The sequence below is a fragment of the Empedobacter sp. UBA5924 genome (assembly GCF_002431085.1).
Classification (GTDB): domain Bacteria; phylum Bacteroidota; class Bacteroidia; order Flavobacteriales; family Weeksellaceae; genus Empedobacter; species Empedobacter falsenii_B.
The window spans coordinates 18,519-42,746 of sequence record NZ_DJDM01000033.1 but is presented as its reverse complement, the minus strand read 5'-3'; the positions used below and the strand labels follow the sequence as shown (position 1 = coordinate 42,746).

Genomic DNA, 24,228 nt, shown 5'->3' with positions numbered 1-24,228 from the left:
ATAAAAATTATGAAAAAATTATTATTGATTGTATTAAGCAGCTTATGTTATTTTGCAAATGCGCAAGATGTTTTAGAGGTAGAATATGATGTATATACAGTATATGACGCAAGTAAAACTCAAGGTTCAGTTACAATTGACAACCGAAAATTAAGTAGAGATGAAACGATTAGATACTTTACTGAACAAATGAAAATTCCTAAACCTTATATTTTAATAACAAATAAAACGGCTTCTAATTATAATCAAAAACCAACACTAAATAGTGGAAATTCAGTAAGCTACAGTAGTAATCAAGGAAATGGATTATATTACTAAAACTTACTTGAAAACTTTTATATGCACGAATCGGTTGGCTTTGGGATGGATCGAATTATCAAAGATTCTATTCCTAAAATTAATTGGACTATAACGCGCGACAAGAGAAAAGTCTTAGGCTTTGATGTTCGTAAAGCAACTGCAAAAATCAATAAAGAAGAGTTTACAGCTTGGTTTGCTACTTCTTTGTCTTTTCCTTCGGGACCTGATAAGTATATGGGATTACCTGGTTTGATTTTAGAATTAGAAAGAAAAACGAACGACGATGCTGATATGGTTATTACTTATAATGCAACATCTGTAAAAGAAGCTAAGAAAAATGTAACAATAAATCAACCAAAGAAAGGGAAAATTGTTGATTTCAAAACGTATAAAGCAGAAATGGATGCTTTTTTTAAGAAACAACAAGAAATGAATAGCCAAGGAGTAGATAAAGATTAAGTTTATAGTATAGAGAACAATAAATAAATCAACCAAAGGAAAACAGATAAGTCAGTCAGATTTCGAAAAAATGATTGACGAAGAAAACCGAAAATTTAATTAAATCCTTTTTGATATTAATTAATAGTTATTTATAATCTGTGAATATTTTTAATCAATATAATTACACTTTTTCTAAAGCAAACAATTCTTATCTTTGTTAAAGAAGAGTTGAATTAGATTTTATTCTAACAGAATACTTTTTTTATTAATTAAGATTTTTTGATACATGAAAATATTACTTTCGCCAGCGAAGATGATGAATTTGGAAACGAATGCTAAATGGAGAGCAACAACACCTCAATTTTTAGAACATTCGCAAAAAATTATGGATGTTATGAAAGAGATGAGTACAACTGATCTTGAAAAATTAATGAAAATTTCGAAAGATATTGCAGAAATGAATGTGGAGCGTAATCAGGTTTGGAATGTTAAACCTACTGCGAAACAAGCTATTCCAGCAGCTTTAGCTTTCAAAGGTGAAGTGTATAGAGGTTTGAATGCTGAGACGTTAAACGACGAAGCACTTGATTATTTCAATAAACATGCATTTTTGTTATCTGGGCTTTATGGAATGTTGCGTCCTTCGGATAAAGTAATGTTGTATCGCTTGGAAATGGGTTCGAAATTAGATGTTCATGGTTCGAAAAATTTGTATGGTTTTTGGAAAGAAATTTTGACACCTTTTCTAAATTCGAAACTAAAAAAAGGAGAATTTATCTTAAATTTAGCAAGTAATGAATATGCTAAAGTTTTGGATAAAAAATCGTTAAAAGTTCCGATGATTGATGTAGAGTTTCAAGATTACAAGAACGGTGAATTGAAAAAAATCATGATGTATTTTAAACATGCTCGTGGTGCAATGGCGCGTTATTGTGCAGAAAATAAAGTTGAAACTTTGGATCAAGTGAAAGCATTTGACGTGGATGGTTATCGTTTTGATGAGAACCTTTCTACCGAAGAAATTTTGGTATTTACAAGATAATGACTAAAAAAATAATAACTTGAAGACTGCTTTATTAGTAGTCTTTTGTTATTTTTAAATAATATATGAAAGAAAATTTTATCGATAAATTACCCATCAAAATTATTTACTCGTTCCAATCTCTGATTGAAGAATTAGAACGATCTGAATACAATTTTGGAGAGTTTAAAGCTTTTCTAGAATACCTGAAAGCTACTCGACCAGAGTTGATTGATGGTGTTGAAACATTTGAAGATTTTCAGAAAATTATCAAAGATGTTGAGCCTATTATTGAGAAAATTATTCCAAAACCATTTGTAAAATATAATTTAAAAGCGATAACTTTTCCCTTTTCAGATAAATTTATTTTTGCAACGGATCGACTTAAAGAGTTGATTAATAATAATGAATCGCGATTAAAATTCAATTTTGAAGATTTAGATTATGATACATTATATAAGTTTTGTTGTTGCTTCATCTTATCAAAATATTATCATAAAAATTTAGATTTTAATTTATCAAATCAGTTGGTGATAGACAATCAAAATGGTTACAGAACTTATCTTGGTACTGATATAAACCATGACTATTTTCGTATTTATCCATCCGAAGATAAATTTAAATTAACCGAAGATGAAATTGAAGAGTTGTTGAATAATTATGAAGATACAGCTTTGTGGATGAGAAAAATTCCAATTGGATCTTGGATTGCAAAAGGGTTTAATCTTGTTTCATTTTTTGATAATACGACTGAAATTGCACTTTCTAACTTAAAATCTAAATTATTATCTTATGGAGAACCTTTTAATATTGTTCGAAATGATATTATTTCTGCATTAAAATCTATTTTTAGAATCAATAATTTAGAAGTTGGTTTTTCGGCTTATAATTCGGATAAAAATCAATTGGAAATTAGTCATTTATTACAATTGAATGATAGTTTATTGATTGATAATCATAAAAAAATAAAACTGAATGAAATTTTTTGTGCTGATTTAGAGAACAAAATATCGAAATCAGATTATTATGTTGTTTCTAATATTGACGCAGCTTTGGAGAAGTTTCCGCAAGATAAAATGTTGAGAATGGCAAATGAATCTGGTCTGAAAAGTTTGATTCTTTATCCATTGAAAAACGGAAAATCTCATTTAGGTATTTTAGAAATAGGCTCGAAAGAAGCTGGAGTTTTCAATCGAATTAATGCAAACCTTTTGCGCGAAATCACGCCTCTTTTAGAAGAATCTATTTATCGCTATACGGTAGAGTTTGAGAATCAAATCAATGCTTATATACAAACCGAATATACGTCGTTGCATCCAAGTGTAGATTGGAAATTTAGAGAAAAAGCTCGCGAACATATATTGCATCCGGGAAATACAAAACAAAAATTGCAGATCTCTTTTCAAAATGTATATCCAATTTATGGTGAATTGGATGTGAGAAATTCGTCAGTGATTCGAAATCAATGTTTAAAAATGGATTATACTAATCAGATTAATTACTTGATTTTGATTTGTAACGAGTTATATAATCGTACAAAAAAGAATAAATTTTTGGATTATATTGACGATTTGACTGATTTTTTGCAACGAATAGATAATGTAGATAAAATCTATTTCGAAAGCGAATTATTTGATTACATTACGTTGCATATTCATCCTGAAATTCCCAAATATGTAAAGGACAATGAGAAATCAATTATTGAAGAATATCTAAAAAAATTAGATTCTACAACGGGATTATTTTATGTAGATCGCAAAAAATTTGACCAAACAATTGTAATGACAAATTCACTTTTGTCGAACAAATTAGATACTTTTCAGAAAGATGCTCAAGGTGTATTTCCGCATTATTACGAACGTTTCAAGACAGATGGAATTGATTATAATTTGTATGTTGGACGAAGTATTGCGCCGTTCAAAAAATTCTCCTATCAAAATATTCGTGAAATTAGATATTGGCAATTACAGGCGATGATTTCGATGGAGCAATCGTATAAAGAAATTCAGAAAAAAACACCGCTAAAAGTAGAGGTTGCTTCGTTGATTTTTGCAACGAATACCACTATAGATATTTTGTTCAAATTAGATGAGAAACGTTTTGATGTTAATGGATACAACAATGCAAAATATGAAATAATTAAGAAAAGATTGAGTAAAGCTTTTGTGAAAGGAACAAATGAACGAATCAATTTGCCACACAAAATTTGTATTATTTATACCGAAGATATCCTAAAAGAAGAATACTCAAATTATATCAATTTATTAATTGATAAGAAATTTTTGAAAAAAGATGTTGAATATTTGGAAATTGATGATTTGCAGGGTATAAGCGGTTTGCAAGCAATTAGAGTTTCGATTAATTATAAAAATAAACTCGAAAAATATACTAAAATAGAAGAATAAAGAATGGAAAAAGATGATGTATTGCTTAATATTTCGATAGATAGTACTGCCGAAAATATTTGGAAAGTTTTGACAGATGAACAAGCGTTTAATGAATGTTTTGAAAACATAAAAATGACTTGTAACGAATGGAAAGTAGGAGAGAGGATAAAGTTTGTAACGCAAAAAAATAATGAAACGTTGGTAGATGAAGCCTTGATTACATCTATTATGGAGAATGAACGTTTGCGATATAATTATAAAAAACAAAATACAGACCATGAGATTGAAGTAATTTTTAATCTAAAATCTTCAGGTAATTTTACTTATCTATCAATTGAAGGAAAAGATTTTGCGGATGATTTTGAACGCTCACATTCAGAGAATGCGTGGATAAATATGATGCAAGCAATCAAGAAATATGTACAAAAAAAATAACCTTCAAATTTTTGAAGGTTATTTTTTTATATGTTAAAATCCGAAATTCAAACCAAAAACGATTCGCCCTGGATCTTCACCTTTAAAGTATGAAACTGTTGCGGTAATAGATTGTGCTCCGTTTATCCAAAGTCCACCACCCATAGATGAATGCCATTTATTTGAGTCTTCTCCGTTTAACCAAACTCGTCCATAATCAGCTCCAACAAAAAGACCTAATCGAAGTGGAACAACAGCTTTGAAACGTAAAGCATCAAATCGTAAATCAGATGTTTGTAAGAAAACTTTGTCTCCTGCAAAACGACCTAATCGATAACCACGTAAATCCTGATCTCCACCTAAATTAGCCATTTGATAGAATTCCATAAAATTACCCCAAACTGCTTTACCTTTTAGCATAGAAGCAACTGTTAATCTTCCATTTGCAGAAATTTTATGTGTGAAACCTAAATTAAGTTCGGTATAAAAATGATTACGTTCAAAATCTGTCAAATTAGAAATCCACTTTGCATTTGCTAAAAATGTCATGCCTAATTTTGGCAATGATTCGTTATCGTAATTTTTGAACAAATATTTAGCTCCAATTTCTCCGAAATGTTGTCCTTTGAAAACGTCTCTATTAATTGATGGGAAATCTTCGACGATACGATCTTTATTCTCTTCAATCTTTTTGTAACTATAAATTGCAGAAAAATCTAAACGACCATTGTTATTCATAATCTTGAAAATAGACGGTCCAATGCTATAACTTTCTAATCGAACACGGTTATAATCCATTCCAATTTCTTCTTGATTATTCACGGTCTCGTTTCCTAAACCAAAGAAATTTGTACTATAAGTCGGGCTCGTGTAAGCTGCATTAAGATCTAAATTCCACTTACCCAACGCTTTTGTAAACGTTCCTTTATATTTGGCATCCCAACCGCCTGTCGCAAAATAATAACTTAATTGCAAATTGTGACGTTGCGAATATGGTTTACGATCAAAACCGTTGACAGTGTAGGTTGGCGATAAACCAATTTTTATTCCGTCATCAGGATTGTAGCCAATATTAGGTAACATAGTAAAGAAATTATACATCGGTTGTTTGTAATCGTATGTATTAACCTCGTAATCGTTGACAAAATTTTTCGATGTTAAAAAGGTAGATTCAGATGCATCGCTTCCGTTTGCGTAATCATATACTTTTACTTTTGCAGAACGCTTTACTTCGTATATATCGTCATCTATTCCACCAATAATACGAACTAAAATAGCGTTATTTGGCTTTCCTTCAACCTTGAATTTATCTTTTCCGTTTAATCCATATAAACGAATTTCTTTCGTTTCTTTTTTATCAAAATCTTCATCAAGAATTAAAGTTCGATCTTGTCCTGAATAGATTTTTACATTTGTTTTTCCCTTTGGTAAACGAGTGATCACAAAATCTTCATCTTCGTTTGTTCCTTTCAGAATGATTAATTTGCGAAGAACTTTATTATATTCTTCTGCAAATTTTTCTAATTTAGATTTTCGGGCAATAAGATTATTGATTACTTCTTGATCGTATTCTTGTTTTGTTTCTTCAGGAATTAATTCAAATGATTGTTTGATATAATCATCACTCAAATTATCTTGAATATATTTTGCTTCTTTTATCCATAATTCAAGATCGGATGATTCTAAAATGGCTAAATCCAACGGATAAGGTTCTCTATTGAACCATTTTACATTTTTGATATCATCTTTATAATCTTGCATATGTCTCAAAGGAGGAATTTTCATAATTAAATGAAAGAAAAGTCCATCATAACGTGGAAATGCTTGATCTCTATCGCGTGGAATTGGTTTATAAATAGTTTGTTTATTTTCTTTGTAAACGCCCCAACGCCATTGGTCAGAATGTCGATCCCAATCTCCAACTAACATATCAAAAAGTCGTGCACGAATATAGGCTTGCTTATCCACGACAACATCTTTGTTTTTGTGAATCGCAGCCAACATATCATCTGTGCTAACAATATCTTTTGGTTTTCCGAAAACACCGTCTTGATATCCGGACATTGGTCGTTCTTCTATCATGTATAATTCATCACCAAAATTTTCATTATATGCTTTCAAGGCTTCTTGTTTTGGAACATAATATAATTTTGGCGTAGAATGCATAATATTGATCGGTTTCATCAAATTAGCAACTGTTAATGGATAATATGGATGATTGGTTGTATAGAAATCCATCAAAAATTTCTCTGTGAACGAATCTTCAAATTCATCTGCAACATATTTATTTTTAAACGCTACTTGCTGAATAAATTGCGTGGCACTTTTCTTTACCGATCGCATATTGTATTCTTCACCTTTTGCATTTGCCAATCGCAAACTTTGCGTTTGATGTCCACCACCCATTCTAACTGGGGTTAAACCTCCATTTAGCTGACTTAAATTAACGGTATTAGCAGTAATTGTTTGTCCATATGTTCGACGATAATGGCGACCAAAAAAGAATTTATACGGATCAGATTTACGTGTATCTTCTAATGGATATACACTTGTTTCTTTCGTTTTCGGCATTTTTTTATCATCATAAACTTGAGCCAAATATTCCTTTTTCTTTTCTGTAATTTGTTTTGCTAATAATAATTCGATTCCACCGTCTTTAAAACCATAGAAATTAGCTTTAGAAGCACCATTATCATACAAATCTAAGACAACAAAACCATTATCTCCGTAAGAAAAATCGTTTTTACCAACCGCTTTTGCCGATTCTTTTTTAGAACCAGAACCACTGATAATTTGTTTGACATTGTTTTGCTGAATGTATTGCAAGTTGTGATCGTGTCCAGAAACAACAATTACATTATTTCTATTTTCGATAAGTGTTGCAATACGAGAAGACATCTCTCTGTATTTGAAATTATTAACATCCTGAGGGCTAAGACCTGTTGTGCTTCTCAATAAATTGATAAAAGATCCGATTACAGGTAATGGAACTTTGAAATTATCTCCTAATGGATAAAACTGTTTTTTGAAATCAAATTGTCCACCATGTGTTCCGTTCGAATATAACGGATGATGCATTGTGATAACAGTTGTTCTGTTTTGATATTTGTTCAATTGCGATTCTAGTTCTTCGAAGAAAGCTTCGCGTGATTTGATATCACATTTTTCATTCAGGCCAGGATGTTTATCCCAATCTTGCAAATACCATTCAGAATCTATCGCAATAATTCCGATGCTATCATTTACATTTATTTTATCAATTGGACACGCATCTTTTGGTAAAAAAGCTTTTTTATTACCCAATTGATTTTTGACTAATTTTTCTTGTTCTTTTAATCCTTTTACACCATTTCGCCAATCATGATTTCCTGGAATAAAAAGAGTTTTTCCTTTAAATTCTTTCGCTAAATCAATCTGAAATTGAAGTTTTTCTCTACTTGTTGTATATTCAGCTTTTGTAGAATCTGTTACAATTCCATTTTCGTAAACATTATCACCTAAAAAGAAAAGGTAAGAAGAAGAGTCAGCTTTCGCCAATTGATTTTTTAGAATTTCTAAATTTTGTTTATTTTTTGGTTGATCAAGATCTCCTGCATCGCCAATTAAATAGATAGATTGAATTTTATTTCCTTCTACATTTTGTACTTTTTCTGTCTTAATGTTTCTCCCATATTGAGGATGTTGCGTAGCGCAAGATGTCATATAAAGGCAAGAACCTACTAAAGCCAAAAAAGGATAATTCAATTTTTTGTTGTTCAGTGTTGGTAATAATTTCATACATTTAAGCGTTAAAAACTTGTGATGAACCAATTGTTATTAGATATAGAAAACTATGTTTTCAATCTGTTCAAAGATAATCTTTCTTTAGATTTTACGTATCATAATTTTATGCATACTGTAAAAGTTGTAGAAGCTATAAAAACTTTGAGCGCGGAGGAACAAATCTCTACAGATTTACAAGAGAAATTATTAATTGCTGGTTGGTTTCATGATACGGGATATACAAAAACCGTGCAAGGTCATGAAAAAGAAAGTGCAAATATTGCAAAACAGTATTTGAGCGAGCATAATTTCGACGAAAATTACATCAACGAAGTCCAAGATTATATTTTAATCACAACATTAAATAGTGTTCCGAAAAATATAGGTGAAGCAATTGTAAAAGATGCAGATAACTATCATTTAGGACAAACCGAATATCCTAAGATTTCTGAGTTGTTACGTGATGAAATTGCCAAAATTTGTCACAAAGAATTTTCGGACTACGAATGGCATCTAGAAAATAGAAATTTCTTTCTAAATGTTCATCATTTTTATACAGATGCCGCAAAAAAACATTGGCAAAAAGGAAAAGAAGAAAACTTAATTTATACACAAAACAAAATCAAAGAGATAGAGTTGATTGGTGATATTCCTAATAAGTATGAAATTAAGAAAAAGAAAAACGATAAAATTCAGCAACCAGAACGTGGAGTTGATACACTTTTTCGTGTGACGTTAAATAATCATACTCGTTTAAGCGATATTGCGGATAGTAAAGCCAATATCTTATTGTCTGTAAATGCTATCGTGATTTCGATTGCACTTTCTACTTTGGTTCCAAAATTAGGAAGTCCAAAGAATGAATATTTACTTTTACCTTCAATTGTAATGCTTTTATCAAGCGTTGTTTCAATTATTTTTGCAATTTTAGCAACTAAACCAAATGTAACGTACGAAAGTTTTAACGAAGAAGATGTAAAAAACAAAAAAGTGAATTTACTTTTCTTCGGAAATTTTTATCAAATGTCGCTTGATGCCTACGAAGAAGCGATGCAAGAACTTATGAAAGACCGCGATTATTTATATAATTCTATGACAAGAGATTTGTATTATTTAGGAAAAGTTTTGGAAAGAAAATATCGTTTGTTAAGCATCACGTACACAATTTTTATGATCGGAACAATTTTATCCGTTCTAACGTTTGCTTACGCGATGATCACAAATGTTGCTTAATTATTTCTTTACTTTTTCGAAATCGAACGCAATTTTACTTGATTCATCATTACTAATCTCAGCTTTTAACTGATTTCCAACTTTCCAATATTTGATAAGTTTAGGAAAATCATTCTCTAGATTTTCTAATGTAAATGAATTTCTATCAGAATTGATCAAATCAAAATCAGTTGTCTCATTTTTAGTTTTGTCCAAGTTAACTTTCAATATCCATTTATCATCAATCTTTGTGATAGTAAGATGTTCCTGCGAAATTGTATCATTATTTTTGATAGTAAAACCACAACCTAAAAAAGTGTTTTTATCAACTTTTTTCCAGTTTTCATACGTTTTTCGATCCGATTTTTCATTTGTTCTAATCCATTCTCCAACCAAAAAATCAAAACTTGGTTTATCAGCAGAAGTTTTAGTTGATTCGCAAGAATTCAACAAAAAAATAAATAAAAGAAGAAAAGTAAATAGTTTCATATTAGTGTGCTTAATAGTAAAAATAATCAATTTGAAATAGTTAAAATGATAGAAATGATTTTTTCTCAAAAATTTTATTCTTTTATGTATTATTGGTTTACTTTTTGTGTAATTCGTGGCAGTTAAATTAGGCAATAAACAAAAGGTACACTATTTTTGAAGTATGCGACTTTCTACAAAACAAAAGTTTTTTCAATACATTAAAAAATCATTTAATTTTTTTCAAAACTTGTTGAACCTGTTAAAATTGGTTTTATCAGAGCGACAATTTTTGTATTTATCGTGTATTTTAGTAGCTATTTCATCTGCTTTTGCAGTGATTGTGCTAAAAACTTTTGCGCACAATGTTTTTCAATTTACTATTTATATTAATAATTTAGTCAAACTACCTTATATCAATAGTATATTGCCAATTATAGGTATTTTGTTGACGGTTTTTGTTGTGCAGAAATTTTTGGATGGTTCGATAGAAAAGGGAACTTCTCAAATTATGATTGCTGTAGCTAAAAAGTCTGGAATAATGCCTAAAAAACAGATGTATGCTCAGATTTTAACGAGTTCCTTAACAGTTGGTATGGGTGGTTCGGCTGGTTTAGAATCTCCAATTACAATTACTGGTGCAGCTTTTGGTTCTAATTATGCACAATATTACAGATTCAAATACAAAGAAAGAACACTTTTGTTGGCTTGTGGTGTTGCAGCTGGTATTGCGACTGCATTCAATGCACCAATTGCAGGTGTTTTGTTCGCGATAGAGATTGTATTAGCGGATATGAGTGTTACTGCTTTTATTCCTTTATTGTTATCTTCTGCAACAGGAGCTTTAATTGCCAATTTAACATTAAAAAGCAATATGTTATTATCCTTTCGTTATGCGTTAGGATTTGATTATCATAATGTTATTTTCTATGTGATTTTGGGTGTTTTAGCGGGGTTTGTTTCAGTTTACCATGCTCGATTATTTCGTAAAGTTGAACATTTGATAGGGAATTATTCGGATAATGTATATTGGCGAGCGATTGTTGGAGCGGGAAGTTTAGCAATATTGATTTTCTTTTTCCCAACATTATTTGGTGAAGGTTATGAGAGTATAAAATATTTAGCAAATGATGAAGCTGGTTTTATTTTAAATAATTCATTGTTAGAGAGTTTTAGAACGAATCAATGGATAGTTTTAGGATTTGTTTTTGTCACAATTTTAATCAAATCTATTGCAACAGGTTTAACTTTAGGAAGTGGAGGAAACGGAGGAAACTTCGCGCCTTCGTTATTTGTTGGGTCATATCTTGGTTTTTTCGTTGCAAAATTCTTTAATTTAATCGGTTTCAAAGAAGTTCCAGTCGGTAATTTTACTGTTGTTGGAATGGCAGCTGTTTTAAGTGGGTTATTTCATGCGCCATTAACAGCAATTTTCCTAATTGCCGAAATTACGGGAGGTTATGGATTAATTATTCCCTTAATGATTGTTTCTTCGATAAGTTTTGCAATTTCAAAACGATACGACAAATATTCGATGGATATATACGCAATAGCAGAAAAAGGAATTGTTTTTACATCTGATAAAGACCGAAATTTGTTTAATAAAATTGATTTGTTTTCGATTTATATCAAGAATATCAAAACATTGACGGTTTACAATTCAATTGAAGATATAAAAGAAATTTTTTCTACTACAACACAAGATTTTATTCCAGTCCTCAATGAAGATAAATCGATTCATGGAATTATAGTTTTAGATAATATTCGATCATTTATTTTTAATGATAATATTGATAAAAGTTACTTAGAATGTATAACAGAAGCAACTTCGACATCTATTTTTACGAATGCTGCTAACGTGATGAAAATGATGGAAGCAAAAAAAATAGATTATATTTTACTCACTAAAAAAGGTAAATTTGAAGGTTATGTAACCGAAAGTTTATTATTAGAAAGTTATCGAAGTAATTTGAATAAGTTGAGAATTGAGTAGAAATATTTGAATATAATATACAAAAAAAGCCTCTAAAATAGAGGCTTTGATTTATAATTCTTTTTTCATTTCGTATTGTTTGTCGTACAATTCTAATCCCATTGATTGAATAAAATCATTTGTAGAGATTTCTCTTTCGTCAACATTAATCATTTTAATTTCTTTGTTCTTCAAATCGCTGAAAAGGATGGAAGCTAAATAACGATTTCTATAATCGTGATGAACACCAAATTGATAAATACGTGTATTATTTTTGTTGATAATTTTGTAAGCAACTAAAATTCCATCTTCATAAATTCCATTTATTTGACAATCTTCGATGATATTTTTTACACTTTGAATATCATTTTTCCAAGTAGGTTTTATGTCCCAAAAGTTTTCACTTGTAATCAAATCTAAATCACTAAATTCTACAATTTCATGTAACGGATTTACGACCAAAATAGGAATTCCTTTGTAACTATTTAAGGTTCTTGTTTTTTCAAAACCACAAGCTTCGTAAGCGTTAATTGCAAAATCATTTTTAGTATTTACCTCTAAAAATATGTTTTTCACTTGATGTTCTTTCAATTTGGGAAAACTAAAATCTAACATTTGTTGTGTTATTTTTTTTCCGCGATGTTCAGGAGAAACTCCTGTTCCACCAATATAGGCTGTTTTTACATCGTTATAATTTCGAATTCCGTAAAGTAAAAAGCCAATTAATTTTCCATCAATACTAGCACCTATAGAATAATCAAGATTGATATCTTCCATTTTTAATTTTCCCTGAAATTGTTCAGTCGAAAGGTTGATAGAAACGTAATAATTTTGATAAGAAAGATTATATAAAGATGATAATTCTTCCAAATCAACATAAGTTAATGAGTGTATTTTAATGTTTGTTTGCATAGCTGTAATTTGCAAAGCAAAAATAGCCCCAACATTTAAGATTTTTCTAAAAAAAAATCTTAAAAAATCTTAAAAAATTAAATTTTATTTGAACAATGTAATCCGATTTTGATAAAAATATAATTTATTTAATATGATTGACTGAATAATTCTACATTAAATTTAAAAATAGTGTAGAGGATAGCAAATATAATTAAGAAAAATTCTTTTTTTTATAATTTAACATAAGCTTATTGTTAATTATACTGAAGAAAATTCTGTAATCAATAAATTTGCATACATTTTTAAAACTAAAACTACGAGAGAAGTCTAACTTTCTCCTCATTTGTTGAAACAACTATTCTTCTCTCGATTTTTTAAAAAAATACTCCCTAAAGAAATCTAGTAAAGTGTATTTCGTACACTAATTAAATTGCCAAATTCTCAAAATTTCTTTCCAAAACTTATTTCAAAATATCTATTTCTCAAAAAATATTTAAACATATGATGAATTTAATAAAGCTTTGAAAAATTATTAAAAAATGATTAACGAACATTTGTTAGTTTTTTTCTTTTGATTATTTTAGTCGTTCAAATTATCACAAAAAAAATGAGTAAAAATTTAACAAAATTGGCTTGTCTAGCTATATTTTGCAGCTATAGCTATGTCTCTGCTCAACAGAAAACGACAGATAGTGTGGTTGTAGAAAAAGTAGAATTAATACAACCAAGAGAAAACAAAGACAAAGTTGATGTGCAGTTTTATGGATTTATCAGGAATGATATTTTTATGGATACGCGTCAAATGATTGGAGCAGGAGAGGCTTTGGTGCCGCTTTATCCAAAAGATCGTTTATCGGATGTAAACGGTGCTGATATCAATGCAGCTTCTAAATTTCACATGTTATCGATTGTTTCGAGAGCTGGTGTTAATTTGAAAGGTCCAGAATTACTTGGAGCTAAAACTTCTGGTATTTTAGAGGGAGAATTTTTTGGAGCAACAGAAGGAGGAATCAACGAGTTTCGTTTGCGTCACGCATATGTGATGTTGGATTGAGAGAAAACGCAATTATGGATTGGACAATATTGGCATCCTTTCGTTGTGTTAGAAGCTTTGCCAAATGTTGCAAATTATGGAACTGGTGCGCCTGTTTATGCTTTAAATCGTAATCCTCAAGTTCGTTTAACGCATAAATTTACTGACAAATTTAAAGTTATTGCTGCTTTACATTCTCAAAGAGATTTTACTCCAAATACAGAGCCTTTCCGAAATAGTGGAATGCCAGCGGCTCATCTTCAATTTCAATATAAATCACAAGTTTTTACTGCCGGAATTGGTGCTCAATATGAAAACTTGAAGCCAAAATTATCTTCAGGAAATCCACCTGTTAAGTCTAATGAACGAGTTGAAAATGTTTCGTTTATGGCTTATTCAAAGTTAAATACAAAACCTTTACAAGTAACTTTTGCTGGATATTTGATGCAAGATGCGTCGTCTTTTGTACAACTTGGTGGAATTGTAGGTTATCAAACAAGTCCGATAGCTGTTGAAACATACAAACCGATGAATACACATAGTATGTGGATTGATTTGCAACAAAACTCAACAGGAAAATTTTCGTTCGGATTATTTGCAGGTTATGTTAGAAATAATGGTGTTAAAGATCCTGTAGAAGAAGCAATTGCATCAACATCTTATGGTGTAACGACAAATTGGGGCGCAATTTCGGCAACTCCAGGTACACGAACTGTAAATTATTTGTACAAAGTAGTTCCTCGTTTAGATCTTACCTTAAGCAAAGCCTTAAAATTTAGATTCGAATATGATCGTAGTACAGCACAATGGGCAGATGCGACGATAAAAGGTACGGGAACCGAAAACAAATATTTAGCAAATAACAATAGATTTCAACTTACCACATTATTTAACTTCTAATATCACACAAAAAACATGAGTACAAATACTTTAGATACTTCGCAAACAGTAGCGAAGAAGGATAATATTTTCCAAATTATTTTAGCATCATCTGTCGGAACCTTAATCGAATGGTACGATATGTTCTTGGCAATCATCTTAGCTAGTGTATTATCAACACAATTATTTCCTAACGATGGTTCGTCACATTTCTTAGAAACACTTGCAGTAGTGGTTTCATCATTTATGTTTCGTCCGATTGGTTCATTAATTTTTGGAAGTATTGGAGATCGTATTGGTAGAAAATATTCATTCTTAGTTTCTTTAATTATGATGGGAGCAGCTACATTCTTGATTGGTTGTATTCCAACTTTTGATAGTGTAGGTTGGTTTGCTCCTGTTTTATTATTGTTTTGCCGCATTATGCAAGGACTTGCAATTAGTGGAGAATATGCAGGTGCGGTAATTTATGTAGCAGAACATGCTCCAGCAGAGAAACGAGGATTTTATACAGGGTTTATTCAAGCAACTGTTCCAATTGGATTATTATTATGTTTAACAATTGTTTTCTTAACACAATCATTTTTATCAGAAGAGGCTTTTGCAAGTTTCGGATGGAGAATTCCATTCTTATTTAGTGGAATATTAGTGATTTTGAGTTACTTTATTCGTCAACGTTTACATGAAAGTCCAATTTTTGAACAACTAAAAAAAGAAGGAAAAACATCTAAAACTCCAATTAAAGATGCTTTTACAACTCCAGGAAATGTAAAGTTAATGTTAAAGGCTATTTTTGGAGGAAATGCTGCGCAAAGTACAATTATGCAAACAACATTATTCGTAACACTTTTCTTCTTGCAAAGAGCGGTTAATTTACCTTACGAAACAGTTTTAATTGTTGTTTTATGTTCTACATTATTTAGTTCATTTTTCTATCAATGGTTTGGTGCATTAAGCGATAAAATCGGGCGTAAACCAGTTATGTTAGGCGGAATGATTTGTAGTTTTATCTTAATTCCATTATCATTTTTCTTGTACATGAAATTAGGAAATCCAGAAGGATTGAAAGAAGTTCATGATATTTCGAATTTAGCAGTTTTCGGAATTGTTATTGTAAGTTTAATTACTTCAATTGCAGGAGCAGCAACTTACGGACCACTTGGCGCATTTATGTTAGAAATTTTCCCAACTAAAATCCGTTATACAAGTATGGGATTTGCACAAAATATGGGAAATGGATTTATTGGTGGAGCAACGACTTTTGTAACGGAATTAATCAAAAGTACGATTATCGTTACGGCTGCTATGTCGCCTTATATCGGATTAGCTTATCCATTGATATTAATCTTTATTGCGATTTTAGTGAATTACTTTACAATTCCAGAAACATACAAAACAGATTTAACAGAAGATAATTAAAATCAATAATAGACAAAATGTAAAAATCCTTCAAGCAATTCTTGGAGGATTTTTTTAGAGGAATTAAATTTCAATGCAAAAAAAATCCACTCAAACGAATGGATTTTTTTATTGTATCAGAAATATTATTTTTTCTTTTTTGTATCAACTGCTCCTGATAATTCAGATCCAGCTTTAAATTTAGCTACTGTTTTAGCAGCAATTTTAATTTCTTTTTTAGTTTGTGGGTTGATACCTGTTCTTGCAGCTCTCTCAGAAGTTGAGAAAGTACCGAATCCTACTAAAGCAACTTTGTCTCCTTTTGCTAAAGCTTTAGTTACATTTTCTGTAAATGAGTTTAAGGCTTTTTTAGCAGCTTCTTTAGAAATTCCAGCGTCAGCTGCAATCGCATCGATAAGTTCTGATTTGTTCATAGTTGTAACTTTTTAAATTAATTTATACACAAATATACTCTTTCCCTTTATTTGTGCAAGTTTCAACGCAAAAAATTTCAAGAAAAATGCAAAATTTTATGAAATCTGTGTCAAAAATCAGTAAATAAGTACTTATTTTACGAATAAGGTATCCTCGTTTTGATGTCCATTGATGAAATCTTTGGCTGTCATACGACGCTTTCCTTCCGGTTGAAGTTCTAAAATTTCGTAAACTCCTTGAGGTAGATTGATATAAAGGTTATTTTTTTGTAAAATTAATTGATAATCTTCTCCTTCAACAACAATATCCGTTTTTAGACCTGCATATATTTTTAACGATTTATAATTTTCGCCATTTCCAAAAGTTGTCCATGCACATGGATAAGGAGAAAGTCCTCTAATCTTATTGTGAATAGTATTGATTGAATCGTTCCAATCTATTTTACAATCTTCCTTAAAGATTTTTGGAGCATGTTTTAATTCTGTTGTTTCATCTTGCGGATGAGGTTTTAATGAATCATTTTCTAAACCATCCAACGTTTTCACGACTAATTTCGCACCGATATGCATCAATTCGTCATGAATTTTACCAACATTATCATTTTCTCCAATTTCTACTTTATCAGAAATTAAGATATTTCCGGTATCAATTTTTTCATCAATTAAGAAAGTTGTTACTCCAGTTTCCTGATCACCATTCATCACAGCCCAATTAATTGGTGCAGCTCCGCGATACTGAGGAAGAAGTGAACCGTGTAAATTGAATGTTCCTTTCGACGGAATTGACCAAACAACTTGTGGCAACATACGAAAAGCTACAACAACAAAAACATCAGCATTCCAGCTTTTTAATGTTTCGATAAAAGCTTCGTCTCGTAATTTTTCTGGTTGAGCCAAAGGCAAATTATGTTCAACTGCATATTTTTTGACATCAGAAATATTCATTTTTTGTCCTCTACCAGACGGTTTATCTGGAACAGTAACAACTCCAACTATTTCGTGATGACTATTTGTATTGATTTCATTCAAAGATGTCGCCGCAAATTCGGGCGTACCCATAAAGACTACTCGCATTTTTATTCTATTAGTTTATAAGAATCGAATCCAATTGGTTGAACTCGCATTTCGTCTATCAAATATTGCAATTCTTCGACGATTTTATCTTTTGGCGAATTTATGAATTTTGAAAGGATTTCGGCTTGCGTTTTTGTACCTTCTTTCAAATATTCAATTAAATCGGTTGAATTAAAGTTTTCATTTTGTTTTTTGGATTGACAAACATCGCATTTACCACAATTTTGATCAGATTTTTGATTAAAATATCCAAATAATAAACGTTCTCTACAAATTGTATTTTGTTCGGCATAATAAGCCATAGCTTGCAAACGTTTCCAATTATTCACTTGAATTGCTTCGAAATCTTTCCACAATTTATTTTTAAACGCATTAGAATCGCGCGGAACAAGAAATCTAAATCGCGCTAAAAATCGATCCGAATAATCAATAGAACCATTTTTTGCATATTCGTGTAAGCTATTCCTAATGTCGCCAATACTCATATGCAATTCAAACGCCATTTTACTTTCCGAAATTTCTCTATTATAAGTGTAAATTCCAGGGTAATGACGTTGTAAATAATCAAAAATTCGGTTTTCATTCAAATTAATCGAATGTGGTGACGCCAAAATTTGAATGCTACTATTTTGTGAATAATTTTTTTGCTGAATGATTTCTTTCGTATTTAAAAACTCTAAAAATTGAAGAACCATTTTAAGATTTAAACCAAATTTTTCGGCAAATTTTGGAAGATCCAATTGATAATTCATTTCCGTTAATTCGCCTTCCGCTAATTGCAATTGACTAAACAAACAATTCCCAATTTTGATAAAATCTTGTTGCGAAGGTAAATTCGCTTTGAAAATATTTTCTGCTTGAATTCGATCATCAGGATTGTACAAATAAATTCCATACGATTCCTGTTCATCACGTCCAGCGCGCCCAACTTCTTGGTAATACGCTTCTATTCCTTGTGGCAAATCGATATGAAAAACGGTACGAACATTTGGTTTGTCTATTCCCATTCCAAACGCATTTGTCGAAACCATAATTCGCGAATTACTTAACATCCAATCTTGCTGTTTTTGCTCTTTTTCGTCTTTGGTTAATTTGGCGTGAAAAAAATCGGCATCAAATCCATTTTGACTTAAAAAACTTGCAATTTCGTAGGTTAATTTTCGATTTCGAACAAAAATAATACTCGAACCAGGATATTTTTTTAAATAATAAATCAAATCATTTTTCTTATCAGCTGAAAGAAAAACATTGTACGAAAGATTTTCCCTTTTTAAAGAAGATTTAAATACTTCGGGATTATCTAACTCTAATTTTTCTACAATTTCTTGCTGAATTTTTTCTGTCGCTGTTGCAGTCAACGCTAGGATTGGAACTTTAGGAAGAATAGTTTTTAACCTCGAAATTCGATGATATGCAGGTCGAAAATCATGTCCCCATTCGGAAACACAATGCGCTTCGTCAACTGCAAGCAAACTAATATTGATTTGTTTCAATCGTTCAACAAAAATTCTACTTTGCAAACGCTCTGGTGAAACATATAATAATTTGATTTTGTTGTTTTGACAATCGTCCAAAATTTTCCCAATTGTATTTTGATCAATTTCATTGGTGATATATGCCGTAGAAATTCCTTTTGATTGTAAATTCTGAACTTGATCTTTCATCAACGCAATAAGCGGCGAAATGACCAATGTTAATCCATCAAAAATAATCGCAGGAACTTGATAACAGATAGATTTTCCGCCACCAGTCGGCAAAATTGCTAATGTATCTTTCCCTTCCAAAACACTTGCGATGATTTCCTCTTGCGGCGTTTTGAAAGAAGAATAATTCCAATACTTAAAAAGAATTTCTTTTGGTGTCAAATTACAAAGCTTTGTTGTAAATTTAAGTAAAATAGTGTTATTCTTCAAAAATTATATATTTAAAACCTATGAAGTCAAAAAATCTAATTTTATTTATATTGTTGATGGTTTCATCATTGATTTTTGCACAAGAAAAAATTAATAATATTGAACTTTCTATTGGAAATTCAAAAGATTTTTTTGAGAATGTTTATGTAAAAGACCTTGAATCTCAACAAAGAAAAATGCTTAAAGATGGATTTTATATTCTTGAAAATTCTTTTCAGAAAGGAAAATTTGAAATAAAAAATGAATTAATTAATGGAGATATTGTTTTGTATGAAGGAGAAAGTTATAGAAAAGAGTATGCGATTCAGAATTCTAAAATTATAACATTAAAAATATATCATAATGATTTGTTAGAAACTGATACATTTAGAGCAAATGATAAATTAAATTTCAAGAGTTATAATGATCAAAATAGACTTACCAATGAAGGTTTTGTTTCTTTGAATCGCCAAGCGCATTATAAAAAAGGAATTACAAAATCGTATTATAAAAGTGGAGTATTAGCTTCTGTGGAGAATTCAATTTTAGGAATAAATACGAGATACTATGAAAATGGAAGTTTATGGTAAAAGTTATGAGAAATATAATGAAGATGGAACTTTAGAAACAAAACAATATAGGAAAGAAGGTGTTTTTTATATTGAGAATTATTACAAAGGAAAACTATCGTCTAAACAATATGAAACGAAAGATAAGGAAGAGATAACGCTTGTTTATGATCATGATAAGTTTATAAGAAAAGAAGTAATTAAGAATATTGATGGCGAAAAATATCTTTATAAATATTCGCCAAATGGAGAATTTATTGAAAAAGAGAAATATTATGCACCAGGAAAAGTAATTTCACCTTAGTCGATTATACCTTTTCTGTATTTTACAAAAAGTGGAATTTCATTCATTAAAAAATACAAAAAGCCAACAAATTTGTTGACTTTTTGTATTGAAATTTATTCTGTAATCCCTTCTAACATAAATAAGAAAGCATCTTCTTTTGCATCTTCTTTCAACGATTCAAATCGGCCAGAAGCACCACCGTGTCCTGTATCCATATTTGTATCTAAAAGTAGAATGTTATTATCTGTTTTTAAATCTCTTAATTTCGCTACCCATTTTGCAGGTTCCCAATATTGTACTTGAGAATCGTGCAAACCTGTCGAAACATAAAGGTTTGGATAAGCTTTTGCTTCCACCTTATCGTATGGCGAATACGATTTCATGTAATCGTAATATTCTTTTTCGTTCGGATTTCCCCATTCATCATATTCCCCTGTTGTCAATGGAATAGAATCGTCTAACATTGTTGTCACAACATCCACAAAAGGAACTTGCGCAATTACCCCATTGAATAATGTTGGCTCGTAATTAATCACAGCTCCCATCAACAATCCACCAGCAGAACCACCCATCGCGTACAAGTGTTTTGATGAAGTATAATTTTGTTGAATCAAATATTTTGCTGCATCAATATAATCAAAAAATGTATTTTTCTTTTCTAACATTTTTCCATCTTCATACCATTCGCGACCAAGATATTGGCCACCACGAATATGCGCAATCGCATAGATAAAACCTCTATCCAAAAGACTTAATCGAACCGAACTAAAATAAGGCTCGATCGTGTAACCATATGAACCATAGGCGTAAAGTAGAAGAGGGGTTTCGGCAGAAAGAGGCGTATCTTTTCGACGAACTAATGAGATTGGAACCATTTCGCCATCGCGAGCTTCTGCCCAAATACGTTCAGAAATATAATTTTCTTTATCAAAATCACCTATAACAACTTGCTCTTTTTTGATTTCGAATGTTTTATCATTCATGTTAAAATCAATCACAGAAGAAGGAGTTGTCAATGATGTATATCCGTAACGCAATATGTCAGTATCAAAATCTGGATTTGTTCCAACATTTGCTGTATAGGTTTCTTCATTAAATGGCAAATAATAATCAGTTGAATTGTCCCACGCTTTGATATTCATCTGCAATAAACCATTTGTACGCTCTTCGATAACCAAATAATTCTTGAAAATTTCGAAACCTTCAATCAATGTTTCTTCGCGATGAGGAATTACATCAATCCAATTTTCTTGTTCTGTTTTTTCGACAGAAGTTTTCATTAATTTGAAGTTAAATGCATCATCTTTATTGGTTTGAATATAAAATGAATCACCAAAATGTTCGATTGAATATTCTAAATCACGTTCTCTTTTTTGAAAGATTTTAAACTCAGCATCTGGTTGATTAGAAGGAATATATCTAAACTCGTCAGAAACAGTACTTGAAGATCCAATAATGATGTAATCTCTAGATTTTGATTTGTAAACAAACGCATTAAACGTATCATCTACTTCTTCAAAAACTAAAATATCATCTTCTTGTTTTGTACCTAATTTGTGTTTCCAAATTTGATAAGCACGCAATGTTTCATCTTTTCTTGTATAAAACAAAGTCTGATTATCAGCGGCCCAAACAGAACCTCCAGTTGTGTTTTCTATTTTATCAGAAAGAATTTCTCCAGTTGTTAAATCTTTGATTTGAATCGTATAAATTCTTCGCGAAACATTGTCAACTCCAAAGGAAACCAATTGATTATTTGGCGCCATCGAAATTCCGCCCAATTGATAATACGAATGACCTTCTGCCATTGTGTTGACATCAAAAAGAATTTCATCTGGATTCTCTAAACTATCTTTACGACGTTTATGAATTGGATATTCTTTCCCTTTTTGATATTCTGTCAAATACCAATAACCATTCAATTTGTAAGGAACAGACGAATCATCTTCTTTGATTCGTGCTTTCATTTCCTCAAAAAGCTTGGCTTGTAAAGCTTCTGTTGGTTGTAGAATAGCTTTTGTATATTCGTTTTCTTGGTTCAAATAATCGATAACTTCAGAGTTTTCACGATCATTCAACCAATAATAATTATCGATGCGGATATCTCCGTGTTTTTCTAATTTTTGTTCTATTTTTTTCGCAATAGGTGCTTGCATTTTCTAAAATTTAAGGTGCAAATGTACTATAAAAACTTACTTTGAATAAGTTGTAGTTGACCAAGATTTATCACCTGTTTTATATTCGATGATGATATTATTTCCATTTAAATAACCAATTGTTTGATAATTTCCGTTTTGAGAAATCACTGTTACATGGAAAACATTTTGTTGAGTAGCTGGATAAAATTGTGCAATAACTTTTGAATTTTCTTGGTCGATTAATACAAATTCGTTTTTATTTGTACTTGCTGTCATGTAATTTTTTCCGTTCGATTTGTAAACGTTTTTGTTTTCTACAGTTTTATTTGACACTTGCGTAACGACTTTATTCGTTGTTTCTTTAACGGTTGTAGTGGTTGTATTTTCTGTTTTAGTTACAGGTAAATCTTTCGCATTTTGTTTTCCAACCTGATTCATAGCAAATGTTAAGGCTTCTTGATAACCTTTTGTAAAATCTTTTTCTTTTGAAGAACCTTCATAAGTTGAAATCACATTATTATTACAGTCTGTAAACGTTACTTTTAATTTATTTTTAAAAGCAACAGAAGTATTTTCAATATTTGCTTTTGTCGCTAAACAAGGATTGATTTGCACATCTAACGGAATAGAATTTTCATTTATTACTTCATATTCTTTTTTTCTCAAAGCAGTTTTCAATCCTGTATTCAATTGATAATCTTCTTTTACGAAATCTTTAAAGAGTTGAGGAACTATAACATATTTATAATCAGCTACATTTTGTGCTTGTAATGACGATAAAGCAATAAGAAATAAACTTGATAATATAATTTTCATAGCAAGATTATTTAGCCGATAATTTAACTTCTTTCCAACTATTATTTTCAGAAACCTCGTACGAAATTGTATTTCCACTGATGTATCCTACCGAAAAATAATTCGAATTTCCTTTAGTAACAATTACTCTGTAAATTCCATTTTTTAGGGTCGGTTCAAATTTTGCAACAACTTGATTTCCATTTTCGGACATCAACATAAAACCACCATTTTGCAGTTCTATTTTTTGATACGTAGTTGTTCCATCTGTCAACAAATTAGTAGCTGTTACCTGAGTTCCTTTTGGTTCTGGTATATATGAAGTTGTTGTTTCTGTTTGGGCTTTATCTAATTTTACCATCTGAACAGAAGCTTTCGCATTTTGGGATTTTAAAGGATTTAAAGCTAGTTTTATAGCTTCTTGGTAACCTTTGTCATATTCTTTAATCTTAGAAGTTCCTTCAAATTTTTCAATATTTTTATTAGAACAATCCGTAAAACTTACCTCTAATTTATTATTTAAAAAACTTTTAACTTTTAAAATATCCGCATTCAAAGCTAAACAAGGATTTTGCACAACTTCTTGTGGCCAAGAAGATTTATCAGAAGGTAAAACTTCATATTTTTTCTGCGTTAATATATATCTTAATCGATTACTTAATTGATATTCATCTTTATCAAAACTAGAAAATTTTTCAGGAATATTGATGTACTTATAATCACTTGTTTCTTGTGCATTTATAGTAGAAAAACTACATAAAAGTATAGCAGCTATTAAATTTTTCATTTAAAAAGTTATTTGTATCAAATATAAAAAAATAGAATTGTTTTATCCTAAATATATTTGTTATGCTGAATT

21 protein-coding genes are annotated in these 24,228 nt (G+C 30.4%); 12 read left to right on the top strand and 9 right to left on the bottom strand.

The window, feature by feature from the left end:
• Positions 1–9 precede the first annotated feature (9 nt).
• From B3792_RS09265 to B3792_RS09245, 5 genes are all read left to right on the top strand, one after another.
• A complete protein-coding gene (locus tag B3792_RS09265) occupies positions 10–318 on the top strand; it encodes a hypothetical protein (RefSeq protein WP_291067517.1) in 309 nt (102 codons plus the stop codon).
• A gap of 21 nt (positions 319–339) precedes the next feature.
• Entirely contained in the window at positions 340–759 is a 420-nt protein-coding gene (locus tag B3792_RS09260) for a GLPGLI family protein (RefSeq protein ID WP_291067515.1), read from the top strand.
• A 268-nt stretch (positions 760–1,027) separates the two neighbouring features.
• On the top strand, positions 1,028–1,783 hold the full coding sequence (gene yaaA, locus B3792_RS09255) for a peroxide stress protein YaaA (protein ID WP_291069449.1): 756 nt from the start codon (positions 1,028–1,030) through the stop codon (positions 1,781–1,783).
• A 65-nt stretch (positions 1,784–1,848) separates the two neighbouring features.
• Positions 1,849–4,167: a hypothetical protein gene (locus B3792_RS09250; RefSeq protein WP_291069447.1), complete on the top strand. Its 2,319-nt coding sequence runs from the start codon at positions 1,849–1,851 to the stop codon at positions 4,165–4,167.
• Between the two features lie 3 nt (positions 4,168–4,170).
• On the top strand, positions 4,171–4,584 hold the full coding sequence (locus B3792_RS09245) for an SRPBCC family protein (RefSeq protein WP_286495774.1): 414 nt from the start codon (positions 4,171–4,173) through the stop codon (positions 4,582–4,584).
• Positions 4,585–4,617: 33 nt separating this feature from the next.
• On the opposite strand, the gene B3792_RS09240 is transcribed toward B3792_RS09245, so the two are convergent.
• The gene (locus B3792_RS09240; RefSeq protein ID WP_291069445.1) at positions 4,618–8,340 is read right to left on the bottom strand and encodes a metallophosphoesterase; all 3,723 of its coding nucleotides are present in this window, start codon (positions 8,338–8,340) and stop codon (positions 4,618–4,620) included.
• Between the two features lie 24 nt (positions 8,341–8,364).
• Between B3792_RS09240 and B3792_RS09235 the strand changes: the two genes are divergently transcribed.
• Positions 8,365–9,558 carry a Pycsar system effector family protein gene (locus B3792_RS09235; RefSeq protein WP_280062169.1) on the top strand — a complete coding sequence of 398 codons (1,194 nt, stop codon included), beginning with the start codon at positions 8,365–8,367 and terminating at the stop codon, positions 9,556–9,558.
• On the opposite strand, the gene B3792_RS09230 is transcribed toward B3792_RS09235, so the two are convergent.
• Entirely contained in the window at positions 9,559–10,026 is a 468-nt protein-coding gene (locus tag B3792_RS09230) for a DUF6265 family protein (RefSeq protein WP_291069443.1), read from the bottom strand. It lies immediately after the preceding gene.
• Between the two features lie 163 nt (positions 10,027–10,189).
• On the opposite strand from B3792_RS09230, the gene B3792_RS09225 reads away from it, so the two are divergent.
• A complete protein-coding gene (locus tag B3792_RS09225; RefSeq protein ID WP_125349835.1) occupies positions 10,190–11,998 on the top strand; it encodes a chloride channel protein in 1,809 nt (602 codons plus the stop codon).
• A 51-nt stretch (positions 11,999–12,049) separates the two neighbouring features.
• Here B3792_RS09225 and B3792_RS09220 read toward each other — a convergent pair whose 3' ends face one another.
• On the bottom strand, positions 12,050–12,889 hold the full coding sequence (locus tag B3792_RS09220) for a GNAT family N-acetyltransferase (RefSeq protein WP_291061630.1): 840 nt from the start codon (positions 12,887–12,889) through the stop codon (positions 12,050–12,052).
• Between the two features lie 589 nt (positions 12,890–13,478).
• Between B3792_RS09220 and B3792_RS09215 the strand changes: the two genes are divergently transcribed.
• Genes B3792_RS09215 through B3792_RS09205 form a run of 3 tightly spaced genes read left to right on the top strand, consistent with a single transcriptional unit; the run spans position 13,479 to position 16,202 of the window.
• Positions 13,479–13,925, top strand: coding sequence for a hypothetical protein (locus tag B3792_RS09215; protein ID WP_291069441.1), 447 nt, complete (start codon positions 13,479–13,481; stop codon positions 13,923–13,925).
• Positions 13,926–13,970: 45 nt separating this feature from the next.
• A complete protein-coding gene (locus B3792_RS09210) occupies positions 13,971–14,804 on the top strand; it encodes a hypothetical protein (RefSeq protein WP_291069439.1) in 834 nt (277 codons plus the stop codon).
• 15 nt (positions 14,805–14,819) lie between these two features.
• The gene (locus tag B3792_RS09205) at positions 14,820–16,202 is read left to right on the top strand and encodes an MFS transporter (protein WP_291061634.1); all 1,383 of its coding nucleotides are present in this window, start codon (positions 14,820–14,822) and stop codon (positions 16,200–16,202) included.
• A 125-nt stretch (positions 16,203–16,327) separates the two neighbouring features.
• Here B3792_RS09205 and B3792_RS09200 read toward each other — a convergent pair whose 3' ends face one another.
• The 3 genes from B3792_RS09200 to B3792_RS09190 form a co-directional block, all read right to left on the bottom strand.
• On the bottom strand, positions 16,328–16,615 hold the full coding sequence (locus tag B3792_RS09200; RefSeq protein ID WP_019975917.1) for an HU family DNA-binding protein: 288 nt from the start codon (positions 16,613–16,615) through the stop codon (positions 16,328–16,330).
• A 132-nt stretch (positions 16,616–16,747) separates the two neighbouring features.
• Positions 16,748–17,689: a methionyl-tRNA formyltransferase gene (gene fmt / locus B3792_RS09195; protein ID WP_257468211.1), complete on the bottom strand. Its 942-nt coding sequence runs from the start codon at positions 17,687–17,689 to the stop codon at positions 16,748–16,750.
• A gap of 2 nt (positions 17,690–17,691) precedes the next feature.
• Positions 17,692–19,602 carry a RecQ family ATP-dependent DNA helicase gene (locus B3792_RS09190; protein ID WP_291069437.1) on the bottom strand — a complete coding sequence of 637 codons (1,911 nt, stop codon included), beginning with the start codon at positions 19,600–19,602 and terminating at the stop codon, positions 17,692–17,694.
• A 20-nt stretch (positions 19,603–19,622) separates the two neighbouring features.
• Here B3792_RS09190 and B3792_RS09185 point away from each other — a divergent pair, with 20 nt between their 5' ends.
• The gene (locus B3792_RS09185) at positions 19,623–20,171 is read left to right on the top strand and encodes a hypothetical protein (RefSeq protein ID WP_291048938.1); all 549 of its coding nucleotides are present in this window, start codon (positions 19,623–19,625) and stop codon (positions 20,169–20,171) included.
• On the top strand, positions 20,149–20,454 hold the full coding sequence (locus B3792_RS09180; protein WP_291048935.1) for a hypothetical protein: 306 nt from the start codon (positions 20,149–20,151) through the stop codon (positions 20,452–20,454). The genes B3792_RS09185 and B3792_RS09180 overlap by 23 nt, the downstream gene beginning before the upstream one ends.
• A gap of 95 nt (positions 20,455–20,549) precedes the next feature.
• Here the strand turns inward: B3792_RS09180 and B3792_RS09175 are convergent, their stop codons facing one another.
• From B3792_RS09175 to B3792_RS09165, 3 genes are read right to left on the bottom strand one after another with little or no spacing between them, the layout of a single operon-like run.
• Positions 20,550–22,592, bottom strand: coding sequence for a S9 family peptidase (locus tag B3792_RS09175; RefSeq protein ID WP_291069435.1), 2,043 nt, complete (start codon positions 22,590–22,592; stop codon positions 20,550–20,552).
• A 36-nt stretch (positions 22,593–22,628) separates the two neighbouring features.
• A complete protein-coding gene (locus tag B3792_RS09170) occupies positions 22,629–23,390 on the bottom strand; it encodes a hypothetical protein (protein WP_291069433.1) in 762 nt (253 codons plus the stop codon).
• Positions 23,391–23,397: 7 nt separating this feature from the next.
• Positions 23,398–24,156 (bottom strand): hypothetical protein, encoded by a 759-nt coding sequence (locus B3792_RS09165; protein ID WP_291069431.1) that lies wholly within the window; start codon positions 24,154–24,156, stop codon positions 23,398–23,400.
• Positions 24,157–24,228 lie beyond the last annotated feature (72 nt).

Bases quoted from the DNA above. Each gene is read 5' to 3' on its own strand.
- B3792_RS09265 (WP_291067517.1), top strand. From the start codon at position 10: ATGAAAAAATTATTATTGATTGTATTAAGCAGCTTATGTTATTTTGCA.
- B3792_RS09260 (WP_291067515.1), top strand. From the start codon at position 340: ATGCACGAATCGGTTGGCTTTGGGATGGATCGAATTATCAAAGATTCT.
- yaaA (WP_291069449.1), top strand. From the start codon at position 1,028: ATGAAAATATTACTTTCGCCAGCGAAGATGATGAATTTGGAAACGAAT.
- B3792_RS09250 (WP_291069447.1), top strand. From the start codon at position 1,849: ATGAAAGAAAATTTTATCGATAAATTACCCATCAAAATTATTTACTCG.
- B3792_RS09245 (WP_286495774.1), top strand. From the start codon at position 4,171: ATGGAAAAAGATGATGTATTGCTTAATATTTCGATAGATAGTACTGCC.
- B3792_RS09240 (WP_291069445.1), bottom strand. From the start codon at position 8,340: ATGAAATTATTACCAACACTGAACAACAAAAAATTGAATTATCCTTTT.
- B3792_RS09235 (WP_280062169.1), top strand. From the start codon at position 8,365: ATGAACCAATTGTTATTAGATATAGAAAACTATGTTTTCAATCTGTTC.
- B3792_RS09230 (WP_291069443.1), bottom strand. From the start codon at position 10,026: ATGAAACTATTTACTTTTCTTCTTTTATTTATTTTTTTGTTGAATTCT.
- B3792_RS09225 (WP_125349835.1), top strand. From the start codon at position 10,190: ATGCGACTTTCTACAAAACAAAAGTTTTTTCAATACATTAAAAAATCA.
- B3792_RS09220 (WP_291061630.1), bottom strand. From the start codon at position 12,889: ATGCAAACAAACATTAAAATACACTCATTAACTTATGTTGATTTGGAA.
- B3792_RS09215 (WP_291069441.1), top strand. From the start codon at position 13,479: ATGAGTAAAAATTTAACAAAATTGGCTTGTCTAGCTATATTTTGCAGC.
- B3792_RS09205 (WP_291061634.1), top strand. From the start codon at position 14,820: ATGAGTACAAATACTTTAGATACTTCGCAAACAGTAGCGAAGAAGGAT.
- B3792_RS09200 (WP_019975917.1), bottom strand. From the start codon at position 16,615: ATGAACAAATCAGAACTTATCGATGCGATTGCAGCTGACGCTGGAATT.
- fmt (WP_257468211.1), bottom strand. From the start codon at position 17,689: ATGCGAGTAGTCTTTATGGGTACGCCCGAATTTGCGGCGACATCTTTG.
- B3792_RS09185 (WP_291048938.1), top strand. From the start codon at position 19,623: ATGAAGTCAAAAAATCTAATTTTATTTATATTGTTGATGGTTTCATCA.
- B3792_RS09180 (WP_291048935.1), top strand. From the start codon at position 20,149: ATGAAAATGGAAGTTTATGGTAAAAGTTATGAGAAATATAATGAAGAT.
- B3792_RS09175 (WP_291069435.1), bottom strand. From the start codon at position 22,592: ATGCAAGCACCTATTGCGAAAAAAATAGAACAAAAATTAGAAAAACAC.
- B3792_RS09170 (WP_291069433.1), bottom strand. From the start codon at position 23,390: ATGAAAATTATATTATCAAGTTTATTTCTTATTGCTTTATCGTCATTA.
- B3792_RS09165 (WP_291069431.1), bottom strand. From the start codon at position 24,156: ATGAAAAATTTAATAGCTGCTATACTTTTATGTAGTTTTTCTACTATA.